This window comes from Flavobacterium sp. SM15, from assembly GCF_022012335.1.
Classification (GTDB): Bacteria; Bacteroidota; Bacteroidia; order Flavobacteriales; family Flavobacteriaceae; genus Flavobacterium.
Window position 1 is genome coordinate 37,676 of record NZ_JAKLTO010000006.1, and the last position, 15,560, is coordinate 53,235.

Sequence of the window (15,560 nt, forward strand, 5' to 3'; positions counted from 1 at the left end):
ATTTATCAGGTTTAATTTGTTTCGATGTACAATTTATTAAAAGGAAAAAGAGGAATTATTTTCGGAGCGTTGGATGAAAATTCAATCGCTTGGAAGACCGCTGAAAGAGTGCACGAAGAAGGAGGGGCTTTTGTTCTAACTAATGCACCGGTTGCTATGAGAATGGGAACGATCAGTGAGTTAGCTGAAAAAACCGGTTCACAAATCATCCCTGCTGATGCGACTTCGGTTGAAGATTTGGAAAATCTTGTTGAAAAAGCAATGGAAATCCTTGGCGGGAAAATTGACTTTGTTTTGCATTCTATCGGTATGTCGGTAAATGTTCGTAAAGGGAATCATTATACCAATCAAAATTATGAGTTTACTCAGAAAGGTTGGGATGTTTCTGCTGTTTCATTTCACAAGGTAATGCAAGTTTTGTATAAAAAGGATGCGATGAACCAGTGGGGTAGTATAGTAGCTTTGAGTTATATGGCTGCTCAGCGTGTTTTTCCGGATTATAATGATATGGCAGATAATAAGGCATATCTTGAATCCGTAGCGCGTTCTTTTGGATATTTCTTTGGAAGGGATAAAAAGGTTCGTGTAAATACAATCTCGCAATCTCCTACAGCAACAACAGCGGGGCAGGGAGTTAAAGGTTTTGATGGTTTTATTTCCTTTGCTGATAAGATGTCACCACTAGGCAATGCAACAGCTCTGGATTGTGCAAATTATACAGTTGTAATGTTTTCGGATTTAACCAAAAAAGTTACTTTGCAAAACCTATTGCATGATGGAGGTTTCTCTAATATGGGCGTAAGTGATGCAGTAATGGATTTTTTTTAATAAGAAAAATATTCTTAAATATGTTTTAAAACTCACGTATAACGTGAGTTTTGTGTTTTATAATAAAATTGGTTTTTTGTTAATTAATTATTGTTATTTTTAGCGAATAATTAAAATAAACCTTTTTTATGAAAAAAATTACTTTATTATTCATGCTATTGATTGCAAGCTGGCACATGAGTGCTCAGTCTTTTGTGGTCGGTACGGATAATGGTACTACGACCAGTACTGGGAATGATCCCATTGATGGTTACTACAATGCCTTTAGGTATCAAGTAGTGTATACAGCATCCGAATTAAGCGCAACTATGACGCCTTATGATCAGATTACTGCTTTAGGATTTTCTATTGCAGGAGATTACGGAGGTGGAGATCTTCTTGGTTACACAATTAAGATGGGGCATACAGCTGCTACAAATGCGGCTGCTCACATTTCTTCGCCAACAAGCGTGGTTAAAAACCCATTTAGCTACAATCCTACAGTAACTGCTGCAGGAGCTTTTGACATGATAACTTTTGATACACCCTTTGTATGGAATGGAGTAGATAATGTTGTTATTGAAATTTGTAGTGACGGACCAAATGCTTTTACTTCTCCTTATGGACAAGTTAGGGTTACAACTGGAGTTACAAACGGATCTAGATTTTATAGAGTTGATAGTGCAACTGCTTGTGGTGTAACTACAAACAGTACAAATACTAACCGTCCTGTAATTCAGTTTAACTACACAGATGGAACTCCTCCAACTTGTTTACAGCCAGGTAATTTATCGGTAAATACTGTTACATCATCTGGTGCTAATTTAACTTGGACAGCTACTGGTACAGAAACTTTATGGAATATTCAATGGGGGGCTTCAGGTTTTGCATTAGGTACAGGAACGATTGTAAATGGTGTAACAAATCCTCATTCATTAGGCGGATTAACTCCTAACACATCTTATCAGTTCTATGTACAGGCTGATTGTGGTGGAAATGGAACAAGTTCATGGTCTGGACCTTATTCATTTACAACTCCTTGTGTTGCTTATACTATTCCTTATTTTGAAGGTTTTGAATCGGGATATACACATAATACATTAGTAGCTGGTTGTTTATCTCAAGCTTCGGTTGCTGGAACTGAAAGTTGGATGGCAAACAATACATTTACAGATTATAACAGAACACCTAGAACAGGATCTTGGAATGCTTTCTTAAGATATTCAAACGAAGATTGGTTGTTTATTCCAATTAATTTAACTTCTGGTACAAGTTATACTATTTCTTTTTATGCTCGTCAGGACGGTGCAACAGCTGCAAACTCTAACATTGCAGTTAGTTATGGTACAACAGCAGATGCGGCTGGAATGACTAATGTTATTGTTCCTGCAACTGGTATTATCAATGGAGGTTATCAACAGATTATTGGTAACTTCATTCCATCAGCTTCAGGAATTTATTATGTTGGTATTAAAGGGTACATGAATGGTACACCTTGGTATATTTCCTTAGATGATATTTCTATCGATTTGTCACCTGCATGTGTGGCTCCATTGCTTTCTTCTTTAGGGGTTAACAGTGTTACTTCTTCTGGAGCTAATTTAGTTTGGTCTGCAGGTGCTACTGAAACTCTTTGGAATGTACAATACGGTACAGCTGGTTTCGCTCTTGGAACTGGAACAATGGCTACAGGTGTAACTAGTCCTTATGCAGTTTCATCATTGACAGCAAATACTTCATACGATTTTTACGTACAGTCAGATTGTGGAGGAAGTGGAACAAGTACTTGGACAGGTCCTTATACTTTCACAACTGCATGTTCAAGTGTGACTGACTTCACAGAAAGCTTCGATACGGTTACTGCACCTGCAATGCCTTCTTGTTGGCAAAAAGTTGGAGCAAACGGAACTGTTAATACACAAACAGGTTCTAATAATTCAGCTCCAAACACATTATACGTTTATTCAGGATCTGGTACAAACCAAGCTGTTGTTAGATTACAACCTGTATCTAATTTAGGTGCTGGTACTCACAGATTGAAAATGAAAATGAGAGCTAACTTTACTGCTGGTGGAGTTATCGAAGTAGGTTATTTAACTAACCCAACTAATGCTTCAACCTTTGTTGTATTAGGAACTGCAACTGCTGCATCTTTAACTTATGCACAATATGTTGTTAATCCTGCTGCTGGTGTTTACACAGATCATTTAGCAATTAGACATACAGGGGTTCCTGCAAACAGTGTTCTTATTGACGATGTAGCTTGGGAACCAATTCCATCTGCTCCTCCAGCTTGTGCTTCAAACATTGTTGCTACTCCTGATGCATCATGTGGAAACAGAGCAACTAACATTACTTGGGATGCTACTGCTGAGGCAGACGGTTATAAAATCTCTATGGGTACTACTCCGGGAGCAACAGATATCTTAAACAATGTTGATGTTGCCGGTACTAGCTATTCTTATACAGGAAACACAAATGCTACTTATTATTTTACTGTTAGTCCTTTTAACGGAGCAGGTGTTGCAACTGGTTGTACTGAGCAAACATTTACAACTTCGGCTAATGGATGTTACTGTCCGTCTACTCCAACTAGTAATGATAATTCAGGTATTACAAACGTTCAAATAGGAACTACTGACTTCCCAACAACAGACGTTACTTATTTTGACCACTCGGCTACAACAGTTGATTTAGCTAGAGGTATTAATGCAAATACTCAAATTTCATTTGCTACGGGTTATACTTATGATACTAATATCTGGATTGACTTCAATGACAACTATACATTTGAGGCTAGTGAAATCGTTTACCACGGTGAATCTTTAGCAACAAATCCTACAGTATTGAATGCATCTTATACTATGCCAATAGCTGCTTCTCTAGGTTTACACAAAATGAGAATCGTTGCTACTGATGCTGTACAAAGCCCTGCAAACCCATGTTATTCTGGAACTTACGGTGTAACTCTTGATTTCTCTGTTAACATTGTTGATGGAACTTGTACTCCTATGACTGTTTCAACTTCGGTAATTCCGGATTGTAGTGCTGGTACTTATATGGTTGAAATTAATGTTACAGATTTAGGAACCAGTGTAGATCCATATATTACTGACGGAACTGATGCATGGCCAATTTTTGGAGTTGGTGTGACTCAACTAGGGCCTTGGAACAATGGTTCTCCGGTTAGTTTAACATTGTATCATGGTGATGCTTCATGTAACATGAATTTAGGTACTTTTAATTATACATCTTGTCCTCCTGTAAATGATGATTGTGCTGCAGCTATTGCTTTAACTCCTGGGGCTTCTGTTTCTAGTTATGTTACAGACGGTACGAATTCAGGTGCTACAACATCTAACGAAACTGCTCCAACAACTTGTAACGGTTTCTCAGGAAATGATATATGGTATACAGTTCAAGTTCCAGCTGGTGGTAATATTACTATCGAAACTGGAAATTCTACAACTGGAGCTACCGGTTTAGATACAGTAGTTACTGTTTATGCTGGAGCTTGTGGAAGCTTAACTCAAATTGGTTGTGACGACGATGGTGCAGCGACCGGTTCTTATTCTAAAGTAAGTATTACTGGAAGAACAGCTGGTGAGACTCTTTACATCAGAGTTTATGAATACGGAAATGATAATGCTGGAGGATTCGGTATTTCAGCTTATGATGCTTCGTTAAGTTCACAATCTTTTGATATCGCTTCATTTAAAGCATATCCAAACCCTGTGAAAGACATCTTGAATATTACTTATTCAACTGACATTACTTCTGTTGAAGTTTACAATATGTTAGGTCAAAATGTAATAACTAAATCGGTTAATGCAACTCAAGGGCAAATCGATATGTCAAATTTAACATCTGGTAACTATATATTAAAAGTTACTGCTGATGGTATTACAAAATCTATTAAAGTTGTAAAACAATAATTTTATTTCAAAATTGTTATAAAAAGCGGCCAAAGGCCGCTTTTTTTATTATTATTTTTCAATTTTTACATATTTGTTAACAATTTTAAATTTTAACGATATTTCTTATATATATGTTAAGTGAAAGTGTATTTTTGTAAAAATTTTTTAAAAAATACAACTAATGAAAAGAATTACATTATTTTGTTTTATGTTAGTTTCGTGCTTGTCATTTGGTCAAGTGGTGCTAACACAAAACTTTGATGGGGGTACATCTATGCCTGCAGGATGGACCGAGACTGGGGGTAAAACAATATCTGCCAGTGAATCTTGTGCCGGAAATTCAATTAGAGGAAATCTCTATGGTTTTTCTACTACCGGCACTTTAACTTCTCCAAACCAAGTTGCTGTTTCCAATGCAACAGATATGACAGTTAGTTTTGATTATAAAATTGAAAACTGGAATTCTACTACAGCTACACCGGCAGGTTGGGGAAATATCCAAGTTCAGTATTCTGTTGACAACGGTACTGCTTGGACAACTTTTTTTACTATTGATGATGCAAATCACACAGTAGCAAATACATGTGCTACCAAAACTGCTACTGTTCCTGGAGCCAGTCTTCCAATGAGTTCAGACATTATGCTTAGATTTTTGTTTACTTGGGTAGGTGGAGATTATGATGTTTATATTGATAATTTCTCTGCGGTTCAGGTTTTAAGCAATGTTCCTTCATGTTCGACAAATGCCGTAGCTGCGCCAAATGCTTCATGCGGTAATTATGCAGTACCTTTAACTTGGGATGCTTCTGCTGAAGCAATGGGGTATAAACTAACCATCGGTACAACTCCAGGAGGTACAGAGGTATTAAATAATTCTGATTTAGGAAGTGCTACCTCATACAATTTAACTCTTCCTGCCATTGGAACAATGTACTATTGGAAAGTGGTTCCGTATAACGCAATAGGTGATGCTGTAGGTTGTACAGAGAATACTTTTTCAACGGCTGGTTCAGGTTGTTATTGTACTTCTAATCCAACTAGTAATGATAATTCAGGTATCACAAATGTTCAAATCGGAACTACAGATTTCCCGACAACGGATGTTACTTATTTTGATCACTCGGCTACAACAGTTGATTTAGCAAGAGGTATCAATGCAAATACTCAAATTTCATTTGCTACGGGTTATACTTATGATACCAATATCTGGATTGACTTTAACGACAATTATACATTTGAAGCTAGTGAAATCGTTTACCACGGTGAATCTTTAGCTCCAAACCCTACAGTATTGAACGCTTCTTATACTATGCCAATTGGGGCAGCTCTTGGAATTCACAAAATGAGAATTGTAGCTTCGGATAATGCACAGATTCCTGCTGATCCTTGTTATTCAGATTCTTACGGTGTAACTCTTGATTTTTCTGTGAATATCGTTGAAGCTTCTTGTACTCCATTAGCTGCAACAACTTCTATGGTTGCTGATTGTTTTGGTGATATGTTTTTTGTAGATGTTAACATAACAGATTTAGGTAATGGTGTAGATCCTTATATTTCAGACGGTACAGATGCTTGGCCTATTTTCTCAACTGGTGTAACTCAGGTAGGTCCATGGGCGTTTGGTACTCCGGTAACATTGACATTATATCATGGTGGTGATGCCACTTGTAATGTTTCATTAGGAACATTTAATTATTTAGCTTGCCCACCAGCAAACGATGAGTGTTCTGGAGCAATTGCCTTAACAGTCAATGCAGATTTTTCTTGCGCTACTGTAACAGCAGGTAGTACAACAGCGGCTACTCAATCTTCACAGACAGATGATGTTACTGGAACACCAGAAAGAGATGTATGGTACAGTTTCGTAGCAGCAGCAACAGCTCACAGAATTTCTTTAACAGATGTGACTTCTGTTGTAGGTACATCAGAAGATATGGGAATTGGTCTTTACAACGGAACTGGAGGATGTGCTGCATTAACTTTAGTGGGTAGTAGTGATCCTGAAACTTATGATGTTTCCGGTTTGACAGTTGGAAACACATATTATGTTAGAGTTTACGCATGGGACGGAGGAAATGATCAGATGAGTTTTAATGTTTGTGTTGGAACGCCTCCACCGCCACCGGCAAACGATGTTTGTGCAAATGCTACAGAAATTTCTTCGTTGCCTTACAATAATGCTCAAGATGCAAGTTCAGCAACTAATAATTCAGGCTTTGTTTCTTCTTGTGGAGGGGCAAATGATGGAGTGTGGTATACTTTTACAGTTGATACCCCGGGTGATGTATCAGTTGCATTAACTAATGTTGCGGGTTGGGATCCTAAAGTTGCTGTTTATTCAGGTTCTTGCGGAACATTTACTTGTGTTGATTCAGTTGATGACAGTGGTACAGGAGGTTCTGAAACACTTGACTTAACTGCTTTAGCAGCGGGTCAGTACTGGATTAATATTGGATATTACAGTGGTTCGTTCGATTCTCAGGAAGGACCTTTTACACTTGATGTTACTGGAACTGCTACTTTAGGGGCAGAGTCATTCGATGTAGCTTCTTTTAAAGTGTATCCAAACCCTGTGAAAGACATCTTGAATATTACTTATTCTTCTGATATTACTTCTGTTGAAGTTTACAATATGTTAGGTCAGAATGTAATAACTAAATCAATTAATGCAACTTTAGGTCAAATTGATATGTCGAACTTAACATCTGGTAACTATATTGTAAAAGTTACATCGGATGGTATGACTAAATCTATTAAAGTTGTAAAACAATAATATTTTAAGTAAATTCCTAAAAAAGGAATCACGAAAGTGGTTCCTTTTTTTTATTTTCGCAATAAAAAATTTATGATTAAAGAATACCTACTGTCTGCCGGATTTTTATTTTTTGGTTTTGTTGCTTTTGCTCAGGCTCCAAATCAATTAATGGTTAATATTATCTCTGAAGAGAACTGTTTTCAGGGGACAACTACGCTACTTGCTCAAGCACCAATGTTTATCAAACTAATTCGTATACCGTTAGTTCTATAAGCCCAAATTCTGCATATTCAAATTATCCGCCAATGGCGACAAATTTATATACGGATGATAGTTGGTCAAGCATCTATAAATTAAAACTTACTTCTCCAGAAAATTTTAACTTTTCTTTTTTTGGAAACTCTTTTTCCGAATGTCTTCTTAATTCCAATGGAGTAATTAGTTTTAGTGTAGCACAACAGGTAATTAATGGCGAACAGGTAGGTGTGCCTGGTGGTGTTTATTCGCCAGGTTTAAATTGCGGATGGAGTTTAGCAGCTGGGCAATCAATTCCTTCAATACCAGTTAGTAATAATACTCCACTTTATAAAAATGCAATCCATGGGCCTTTTCAAGATACATTCCCTGACGCATCAAGTAGTGTAAGTATCGCAACAATGGGAACTTATCCTAATAGAGTTTTTGTTTTTAATATGATGAATGTTCCTATGTATAGCTGTACTGCAATAAGACAATCAAGTCAAGTCGTGCTTTATGAAGGTTCAAATATAATCGATGTTTATGTGATTAAACGTGATAATTCTTGTGCTTGGAATAATGGTAGAGCGGTTATTGGTATTCAAAATAATGCAGGAACTTTAGGTTATACTCCAGCCGGAAGAAATACAGGAAGCTGGTCAGTTCCGTCTTCTGCTCCTGAAGCTTGGCGTTTTACTCCAAGTGGTACAACAATAATTCCTACATATGTTTGGAAAAACAATTTAGGAGAGGTTGTTGGTACAGGTCAGACAATTACTGTTCCAACAAATCCTGGTCAAAATTATACTGTAACTGCAACCTACTCAATTAGTGGGACTAACTATGAGGTGACCAAGAGTCAGGACATTGTTTCTCAAACAGAAGTTCAGAATGCCCAAAATGGGAACGATATGCTAACTTGTGCATCTAGTGATCAAACCGCTACCTTTGATTTAACTGCTAATAATCCAGTGATTTTAGGAAATCTGGATGCTTTTCAATATAGTGTAGATTACTATAACTCGGAATCAGATGCAATTTCTGAACAAAATGTTATTGCTACTCCTTCTGCATATACAGTAACTGGTGGACAAACTATTTATGCTAGGGTGCAAGATCAGTTTACACCGAATGGATGTTTTGTTGTAAGAACATTCAATGTTGGAATAAGTGAAACTCCAGCAGCTCCAACCGGTAATGCAAATCAGGATTTTATTGATGGTGATACATTAGCTGATTTAGATGTTAACGGACAGAATATTCAGTGGTATGCTTCACCAACAGGAAATGATCTGTTACCAAACACTACAGCTTTAGTTGATGGAACAACCTATTATGCTTCACAATCTAATTCAGTTGGATGTGAGAGTAGAACACAGCCGGACAGGCTTCCAGTTACAGTGCATATTACTTTAGGAGTAAATGAATTTTCTGCAGCAAGTTTCAAAGTTTTCCCTAATCCGGTAACAAACGTTTTAAATGTTTCGTATTCATCAAAAATTTCATCAGTTGAGATTTATAATATGATTGGACAAAAAATGATAAGTACTTCAATTAATTCAACTCAAGGTCAGGTAAGTACTTCAGGATTGAGTGTAGGAACATATATTGTGAAAATCACTGTAAATGACATGGTAAAATCATTTAAAATAGTAAAGCAATAAAATCTATTGTATCTTTTTGAAAAGCCACCAATTTTGGTGGCTTTTTATTTTTATAGCCTTATCTTTGTTAAAAAGTTTTTTTTACATGTATTTTTCGTTAATAATACCCGTTTACAATAGGCCCGATGAAGTGGAAGAATTGCTTAAGAGTCTTTCACAACAGGATTATCATGAAGATTTTGAAGTTGTTATCATAGAGGACGGATCAACCATTCCTTGTAAAGATGTCGTAAAAGAATACGAAGGGAAATTGTTTATTTCTTATTTCAGTAAACCAAATTCAGGTCCTGGAGATTCCCGTAATTTTGGGATGAAACATGCAATGGGACAGTATTTTATAATTCTGGATTCAGATTGTATTTTACCGGAGTTTTATCTTAAATCCGTACATGAAAATCTACAAAAAAACTATGTGGATTGTTTCGGTGGACCAGACAATGCTTTGGATTCTTTTTCCTCTGTGCAGAAGGCAATCAATTTTACAATGACCTCTTTTTTAACCACAGGAGGAGTTCGTGGCGGTACTGAGAAAATTGGTAAATTCCAACCAAGAAGTTTTAATATGGGCTTGTCTAAAAAAGCTTTTGAAGCTTCAAATGGTTTTGGAAACATTCATCCAGGTGAAGATCCGGATTTATCGATAAGACTTTGGAATTTAGGCTATAAAACCATGCTTTTTAAAGATTCCTACGTGTATCACAAACGCAGAATAGATTTCAGTAAGTTCTATAAACAAGTTAATAAATTTGGCAAAGCAAGACCTATTCTAGATTCATGGTACCCTAAATACAGCAAGCTTACCTTTTGGATGCCTAGTCTTTTTCTTTTAGGTTTTGTAGCAGCGATGGTGTTGTATGCTTTCGGTTTTTCAATTCCTGCAAAAGCATATTTAGCTTATTTTCTAGTTCTTTTTTGGGTCGGATCAATTGAAACGATGAGCCTTCGGATAGGAATTTTAGTTGTCTTTGCAGCAGTTTTTCAGTTTTTTGGTTACGGAATTGGCTTTTTGTCGTCTTTTATAAAAATACGATTGCTAAAACGAAAACCACAAGAGGCATTTCCGGAATTGTTTTTTAAAAATTAAGACGATGACAAAAATAATTGGTTTAACCGGAGGGATTGGCAGTGGAAAATCAACAATTGCTGATTATTTTAGATCTTTGGGAGTGCCAGTTTATATAGCTGATGAACAGGCAAAAAAAATAATGGACGAACCAGAAATTGTTAAAAAGGTTCAATCCATTTTTGATGAAAACGTTATTGAAAATAATTCGTTAAACCGAAAAAAAATTGCAGAGTTGGTTTTTTCAGCTCCTGAAAAATTAAAACAACTTAACAGTATTGTCCATCCGGAAGTAAAAAGACATTTTTTGGATTGGGTTCGTAAGCATAATAAATTTCCATTTGTTATTAAAGAAGCTGCAATTTTATTTGAGAGTGGAAGTTATATAGATTGTGACAGGATTATTTTGGTAACAGCTCCTATTGATGTAAGAATTCAGCGCGTTATTAAACGAGATAATGTAAGTAAAGATCAGGTGATGGAACGCGTTAAAAATCAGTGGGATGAGGATAAAAAAATTGCGTTAAGTGATTTTGTAATTGAGAACATTGATTTGGAAAATGCCAAAGCCAAAGCACAAGAAATTCTTAAAGTGTTGAATAAAATGTAAAAACTGCACCAGATGTTAATCTTTGGTTAATGTTTTTAAGGCTTAAATGTTAAAATGTTAATTTTGATTTGATGAATAAAACACGTTTCCGAATACTTGTTGTTTTAATGAGTTTGTCCTTGCTGGGGATTATATTGGTGCAGTTGTACTGGATCAATACTTCTTACAAGAACAATGAGGAGCAGTTTAAATATCATGTTAAACAGGTTATCGGTAATGTGGCTAACAAGCTTCAACAACAAGAGGCTTTTGAGTTTTACCGAAAATATAATAAACTGAAAGACAGTATTGGGAAGGCGCCCAAACAAAGTGACTTGAAAGAGTATTTCTATGTAGAGCGCGATCCGAGAACAAATGAACAAATCATTTATTCTAATACCATTGTTCTTGAAGATTATAATTTAAACCGTTCGTTCTTTGATAAAAGTTCTGATTCCGTTAAAGTTAAAAATTACGTTTCCAAAAGGAAAACGGAAATCTATAACGGAAGCACGTTTGACAATTCGGGAATTCAGAAGAAAACAACACCAGATGTAACCATTGAAAAATCGGGAACTCTGGACGCTTTAGACAAGGTTCAGTTTGAAACTTATTTTAAGGATATTGTAGCCTTAAAGCCAATTCAGGAGCGAATTTCGGTAGAGCGATTAAAAGCGATGCTGGAAAATGAACTTCGTGAATATGGAGTGAAAACGCCTTTTGAATTTGGGATTTACAGCGATGGTTTGGCAACAAAAGTAAAATCGGAAAATTTCTATTTTGATAAAGAATCAAGCTACGGAATACCGGTTTTCAGAGGAAACGACGAAGAAATTAAATACCAGTTGCTGGTAAGTTTCCCCCAAAAAAGTAAGTTTCTTTTTTCTTCTTTAATGGGAATCACGATGCTCTCACTAATTTTTACTCTTGTAATTATCGTTGCTTATTTCAACGCATTGCATCAGTTAATTAAGCAAAAGCATATCTCTGAGATTAAGACCGATTTCATCAACAACATGACCCATGAGTTCAAAACACCTATTGCTACTATTAATCTGGCTTTAGATGCAATTAAGAACCCTAAGATCATCGAGGATAAAGAGAAAATTCAGCGTTATCTTCAAATGATTCGCGATGAAAACAAACGAATGCATGCGCAGGTTGAAAACGTTTTACGCATTTCCAAACTTGAAAAAAGGGAGTTGGAAATCAGCAAAGAACCAACCAATGTTAACGATATCGTTGAAGATGCCATTGAACACGTAAATCTTATTGTAGAAGACCGTGGAGGAATTATCAAAACGAATTTAGCTGCAAAAAGAACGACTATATTGTTAAACGATGTTCACTTTACCAATGTGGTTGTGAACATTTTAGATAACGCCATTAAGTATTCGCCTGAAGCTCCAATTATTGAAGTTTCAACAGAAAATGTAAAAGACTTTGTACTGATAAAAGTAAAAGATCAGGGAGCAGGGATGAGTAAAGTGGCACAAAAGAGAATTTTTGAGAAATTCTACCGCGAGCATACCGGAGACCTGCACAACGTGAAAGGGCACGGTTTAGGGCTTGCTTATGTAAAAAGAATTGTTGATGACCATAACGGTCAGATATTTGTTGAAAGTGAGAAAGGGAAGGGAAGTACCTTTACAATTAAAATGCCATTAATAAATTAAAAAAATATGGATACAACTAACAAAAAAATCCTATTGGTTGAGGATGATCCTAATTTTGGAGCTGTTTTAAAAGATTATTTAATTATAAATGATTTCGATGTTACTTTAGCTAAAAACGGAATGGAAGGTTTCGAGAAATTCAAAAAAGACAATTTCGATTTGTGTATTTTGGATGTAATGATGCCTTACAAAGACGGTTATACTTTAGCTAGGGAAATCCGTGAAAAAAATAAAGAAGTGCCTATTATCTTCCTTACGGCAAAATCAATGAAAGAAGATGTGCTTAAAGGATACAAAGTAGGAGCAGACGATTATCTGAACAAACCTTTTGATTCGGAAGTATTACTTATGAAGATTAAGGCGATTATCCTTCGTAAAGCTTCTGAAACCAAAACGGACAACACGAAATTTGAGTTTGAGATCGGTAAATTCCACTTGAACTCGAAATTACGTTTTCTAACGTTCCCTGGAGACGAACCAATTAAATTGTCGCCAAAAGAAAACGAATTGCTTAAAATGCTTGCTTTGCACGAAAACGATTTGATGCCACGTGAGTTAGCGTTAACTAAAATTTGGAGAGACGACAACTACTTCACATCAAGAAGTATGGATGTTTACATCGCTAAATTGCGTAAATATTTAAAACAAGACGAAGATGTTGAGATTTTAAATATTCACGGTGAAGGTTTCCGTTTAGTTGTGAAAAATAAAGCGGCGGAATAAAGAATAATAGTTTTAATAATTGATTATACTTGCTAGGAAAGCTCTGAGAAATCAGGGCTTTTTTGGTATTGTAAAAATAATTCCCAAAGAAAATTGTAATTGATTTGACCGTTGAAAAAAGTCTTCAAATTCTTTTGCAGTTTTTACATTATAAGAAGTAAAGTTATAATTGATTCCACTATAAACTGAAAACCGATCTGTAAGTTTGTGAGTAACATTCGCTCCGAGATAGTAACTTGTCCCGTAAAAACTTCCATAACCAGAACCATTTGACCTTTGTTGTATCATAACTTGCCCGATTCCGGTATAAGGCTCTACGGTCCATTCTGAATTAAGGTTTTGTTCGTATTGAATTTTTAAAGCCAGACTATTGTAATTGGTACTATTAAGGTTCCCACCAAGAGCTTTATCGGTAACTTTGTAATTCATGAAATCGTAGGCGATTCCCGCTTTAAAATTATTGAGTTTAAGCATATTATATTGTATTCCAATGCCTGCAAAACTCGGAGAATTTGCTTTTGAAAGGAAATTATCCCCAAAATTATAATGGTAATTTAAGTTGAGGAAAAATTGATGTTTGGTTGTAAAAGCTTTTGTTTTTGTTGGTTCTTCTTGTGCAAATACAATTTGAGTAAGCATCAATGCCAGTAAAAAAAATCTTTTCATATTAGTAATTGATGCTGAATTGTGTTACGTTATTAGATCCGACAATGATACTCTGTTGTAAGGTTTGTGTTTGATTTGTTGTGTAATCATACAGAGCATATTCCGCAATAATAGTTTGATTCTTCATTACTTCTTCAGAATAAAAAGATTCAACGTATGGGTATGGGTCTGTTTGATCTAAGGGATTTACATAAACTTCTGTTCGTGCAAGATTGCCAATGAGTTTGAACTGTTTGATGACTTTGTTGGAATTCACTTGGTTTAATGTTATTTCCAGTTTTGAAATATCCTCTTTCTTAAAGAGTTTTATCGTATTAAGATTGAATTTGAAATCTGTGAAGTTTGTATTTTTAATATTTAGAAAACTTTTATCTTGATAAATTGATGTATCTCTGTTACATATTAATTCGATTTCATAGGCATTGATAGGACGCGGAAAAACCATTTTAAATACACCGTTTTCATCGGTTTCATCGAATGAAATCAAATCATGATCATCATTAGAATAACCACCATAAACAAAAAGTTCCACTTTACTGTTGGATAAAGGTACATTGTCCTGATCAACCAATCTTCCGGTTATTAGAAAACGCTCGTCTCCATCGTATTGTAACCCACAGCCAGTCAAAAGTATGCAGAGGGAAAAGAAAAGTATTTTTTTCAAAATTTATAAATGATGATTTAAGACATCAAATGTAAATTATTATTGTAAAACAAAGATTACAATCTTGTTAAATTTCTAACTGTAGAGCAAAACAGGTTTTAGAATCTTTAGTTACCGAAAAAAACGTTTTGGTCTCATCTGAATGAATTTCAACCGCATCATTCCAATTTAGCTCTCGTAAAAAATTCATTTCCAAGGCTTTGATTTCGTGTTTTAAAACAGATTTTGGAGGTAAAGTGTCTAAACACCATTCCAGATATTTTGTGTTGTTTACATGGTTTACAATGTCTAAATCTGAAAGAACCACTGCTTTATCTGTAAGTTTATTAGTGTCTTGAAGAATATTTATTCTTGAAAAACCTTTTTTTGAGGCGTGATTGTCCGGATATTTTTCAAAATGCTCATGCGGTAAAGCTAAGGGTTCCGATTTACGCAATTGCGTATTGAAAACAGCCCAATAAGTTGTTGCACCAACAATTTTTTCATCATTAAGGTACATTTCGATATTACGGATGGATTTGTTTCCTTCTAAGCTTTCAATCCAAGTTTTCACCACAACTTTATCCTGCCATTTCGGAAGTGAATCAATTTCAATACGAATTCTGCTCAAAACCCATGCTTGATGGTGCTTTTGCATATCATTAAAACTCAGTCCGCCTAAAATCGAATGTTCTGCGGCGGTAAGTTGCAGTAAATTGCACAAATCAACATATTTCAGAAAACCGTTAGGTGCACATTGAGTAAAGTTGATTTCCCATTCGTGTGAATAAATGGAAGTGAAATTTGGTGAAACAGGCAT

The 15,560-nt window shown here is 35.6% G+C and carries 12 protein-coding genes; 9 read left to right on the forward strand and 3 right to left on the reverse strand.

The genetic code is table 11. The annotated features are described in order from the left end of the window. Positions 1-24 precede the first annotated feature (24 nt). The 9 genes from LZZ90_RS11010 (at position 25) to LZZ90_RS11050 (ending at position 13,431) form a co-directional block, all read left to right on the forward strand. Complete coding sequence (locus tag LZZ90_RS11010; protein WP_237790751.1) at positions 25-828, forward strand: enoyl-ACP reductase; 804 nt, start codon at positions 25-27, stop codon at positions 826-828. Positions 829-956: 128 nt separating this feature from the next. Then, a complete protein-coding gene (locus tag LZZ90_RS11015) occupies positions 957-4,742 on the forward strand; it encodes a T9SS type A sorting domain-containing protein (protein ID WP_237790752.1) in 3,786 nt (1,261 codons plus the stop codon). A gap of 163 nt (positions 4,743-4,905) precedes the next feature. Further along, positions 4,906-7,497, forward strand: a complete 2,592-nt coding sequence (locus LZZ90_RS11020) for a T9SS type A sorting domain-containing protein (RefSeq protein ID WP_237790753.1) — start codon at positions 4,906-4,908, stop codon at positions 7,495-7,497. A gap of 72 nt (positions 7,498-7,569) precedes the next feature. After that, on the forward strand, positions 7,570-7,752 hold the full coding sequence (locus LZZ90_RS11025) for a hypothetical protein (protein ID WP_237790754.1): 183 nt from the start codon (positions 7,570-7,572) through the stop codon (positions 7,750-7,752). Positions 7,753-7,784: 32 nt separating this feature from the next. After that, the gene (locus tag LZZ90_RS11030) at positions 7,785-9,380 is read left to right on the forward strand and encodes a T9SS type A sorting domain-containing protein (RefSeq protein ID WP_237790755.1); all 1,596 of its coding nucleotides are present in this window, start codon (positions 7,785-7,787) and stop codon (positions 9,378-9,380) included. An 85-nt stretch (positions 9,381-9,465) separates the two neighbouring features. After that, the gene (locus LZZ90_RS11035; RefSeq protein ID WP_237790756.1) at positions 9,466-10,464 is read left to right on the forward strand and encodes a glycosyltransferase family 2 protein; all 999 of its coding nucleotides are present in this window, start codon (positions 9,466-9,468) and stop codon (positions 10,462-10,464) included. Positions 10,465-10,468: 4 nt separating this feature from the next. Next, positions 10,469-11,053, forward strand: coding sequence for a dephospho-CoA kinase (gene coaE / locus LZZ90_RS11040; protein ID WP_237790757.1), 585 nt, complete (start codon positions 10,469-10,471; stop codon positions 11,051-11,053). 71 nt (positions 11,054-11,124) lie between these two features. Continuing rightward, on the forward strand, positions 11,125-12,708 hold the full coding sequence (locus LZZ90_RS11045; protein WP_237790758.1) for a sensor histidine kinase KdpD: 1,584 nt from the start codon (positions 11,125-11,127) through the stop codon (positions 12,706-12,708). Between the two features lie 6 nt (positions 12,709-12,714). Then, the gene (locus tag LZZ90_RS11050) at positions 12,715-13,431 is read left to right on the forward strand and encodes a response regulator transcription factor (protein ID WP_237790759.1); all 717 of its coding nucleotides are present in this window, start codon (positions 12,715-12,717) and stop codon (positions 13,429-13,431) included. Between the two features lie 51 nt (positions 13,432-13,482). Here the strand turns inward: LZZ90_RS11050 and LZZ90_RS11055 are convergent, their stop codons facing one another. From LZZ90_RS11055 to LZZ90_RS11065, 3 genes are all read right to left on the reverse strand, one after another. Further along, the gene (locus LZZ90_RS11055; RefSeq protein ID WP_237790760.1) at positions 13,483-14,097 is read right to left on the reverse strand and encodes a porin family protein; all 615 of its coding nucleotides are present in this window, start codon (positions 14,095-14,097) and stop codon (positions 13,483-13,485) included. Position 14,098: 1 nt separating this feature from the next. Further along, the gene (locus tag LZZ90_RS11060; RefSeq protein WP_237790761.1) at positions 14,099-14,761 is read right to left on the reverse strand and encodes a DUF4198 domain-containing protein; all 663 of its coding nucleotides are present in this window, start codon (positions 14,759-14,761) and stop codon (positions 14,099-14,101) included. 67 nt (positions 14,762-14,828) lie between these two features. Next, a complete protein-coding gene (locus tag LZZ90_RS11065) occupies positions 14,829-15,560 on the reverse strand; it encodes an acyl-[acyl-carrier-protein] thioesterase (RefSeq protein WP_237790762.1) in 732 nt (243 codons plus the stop codon).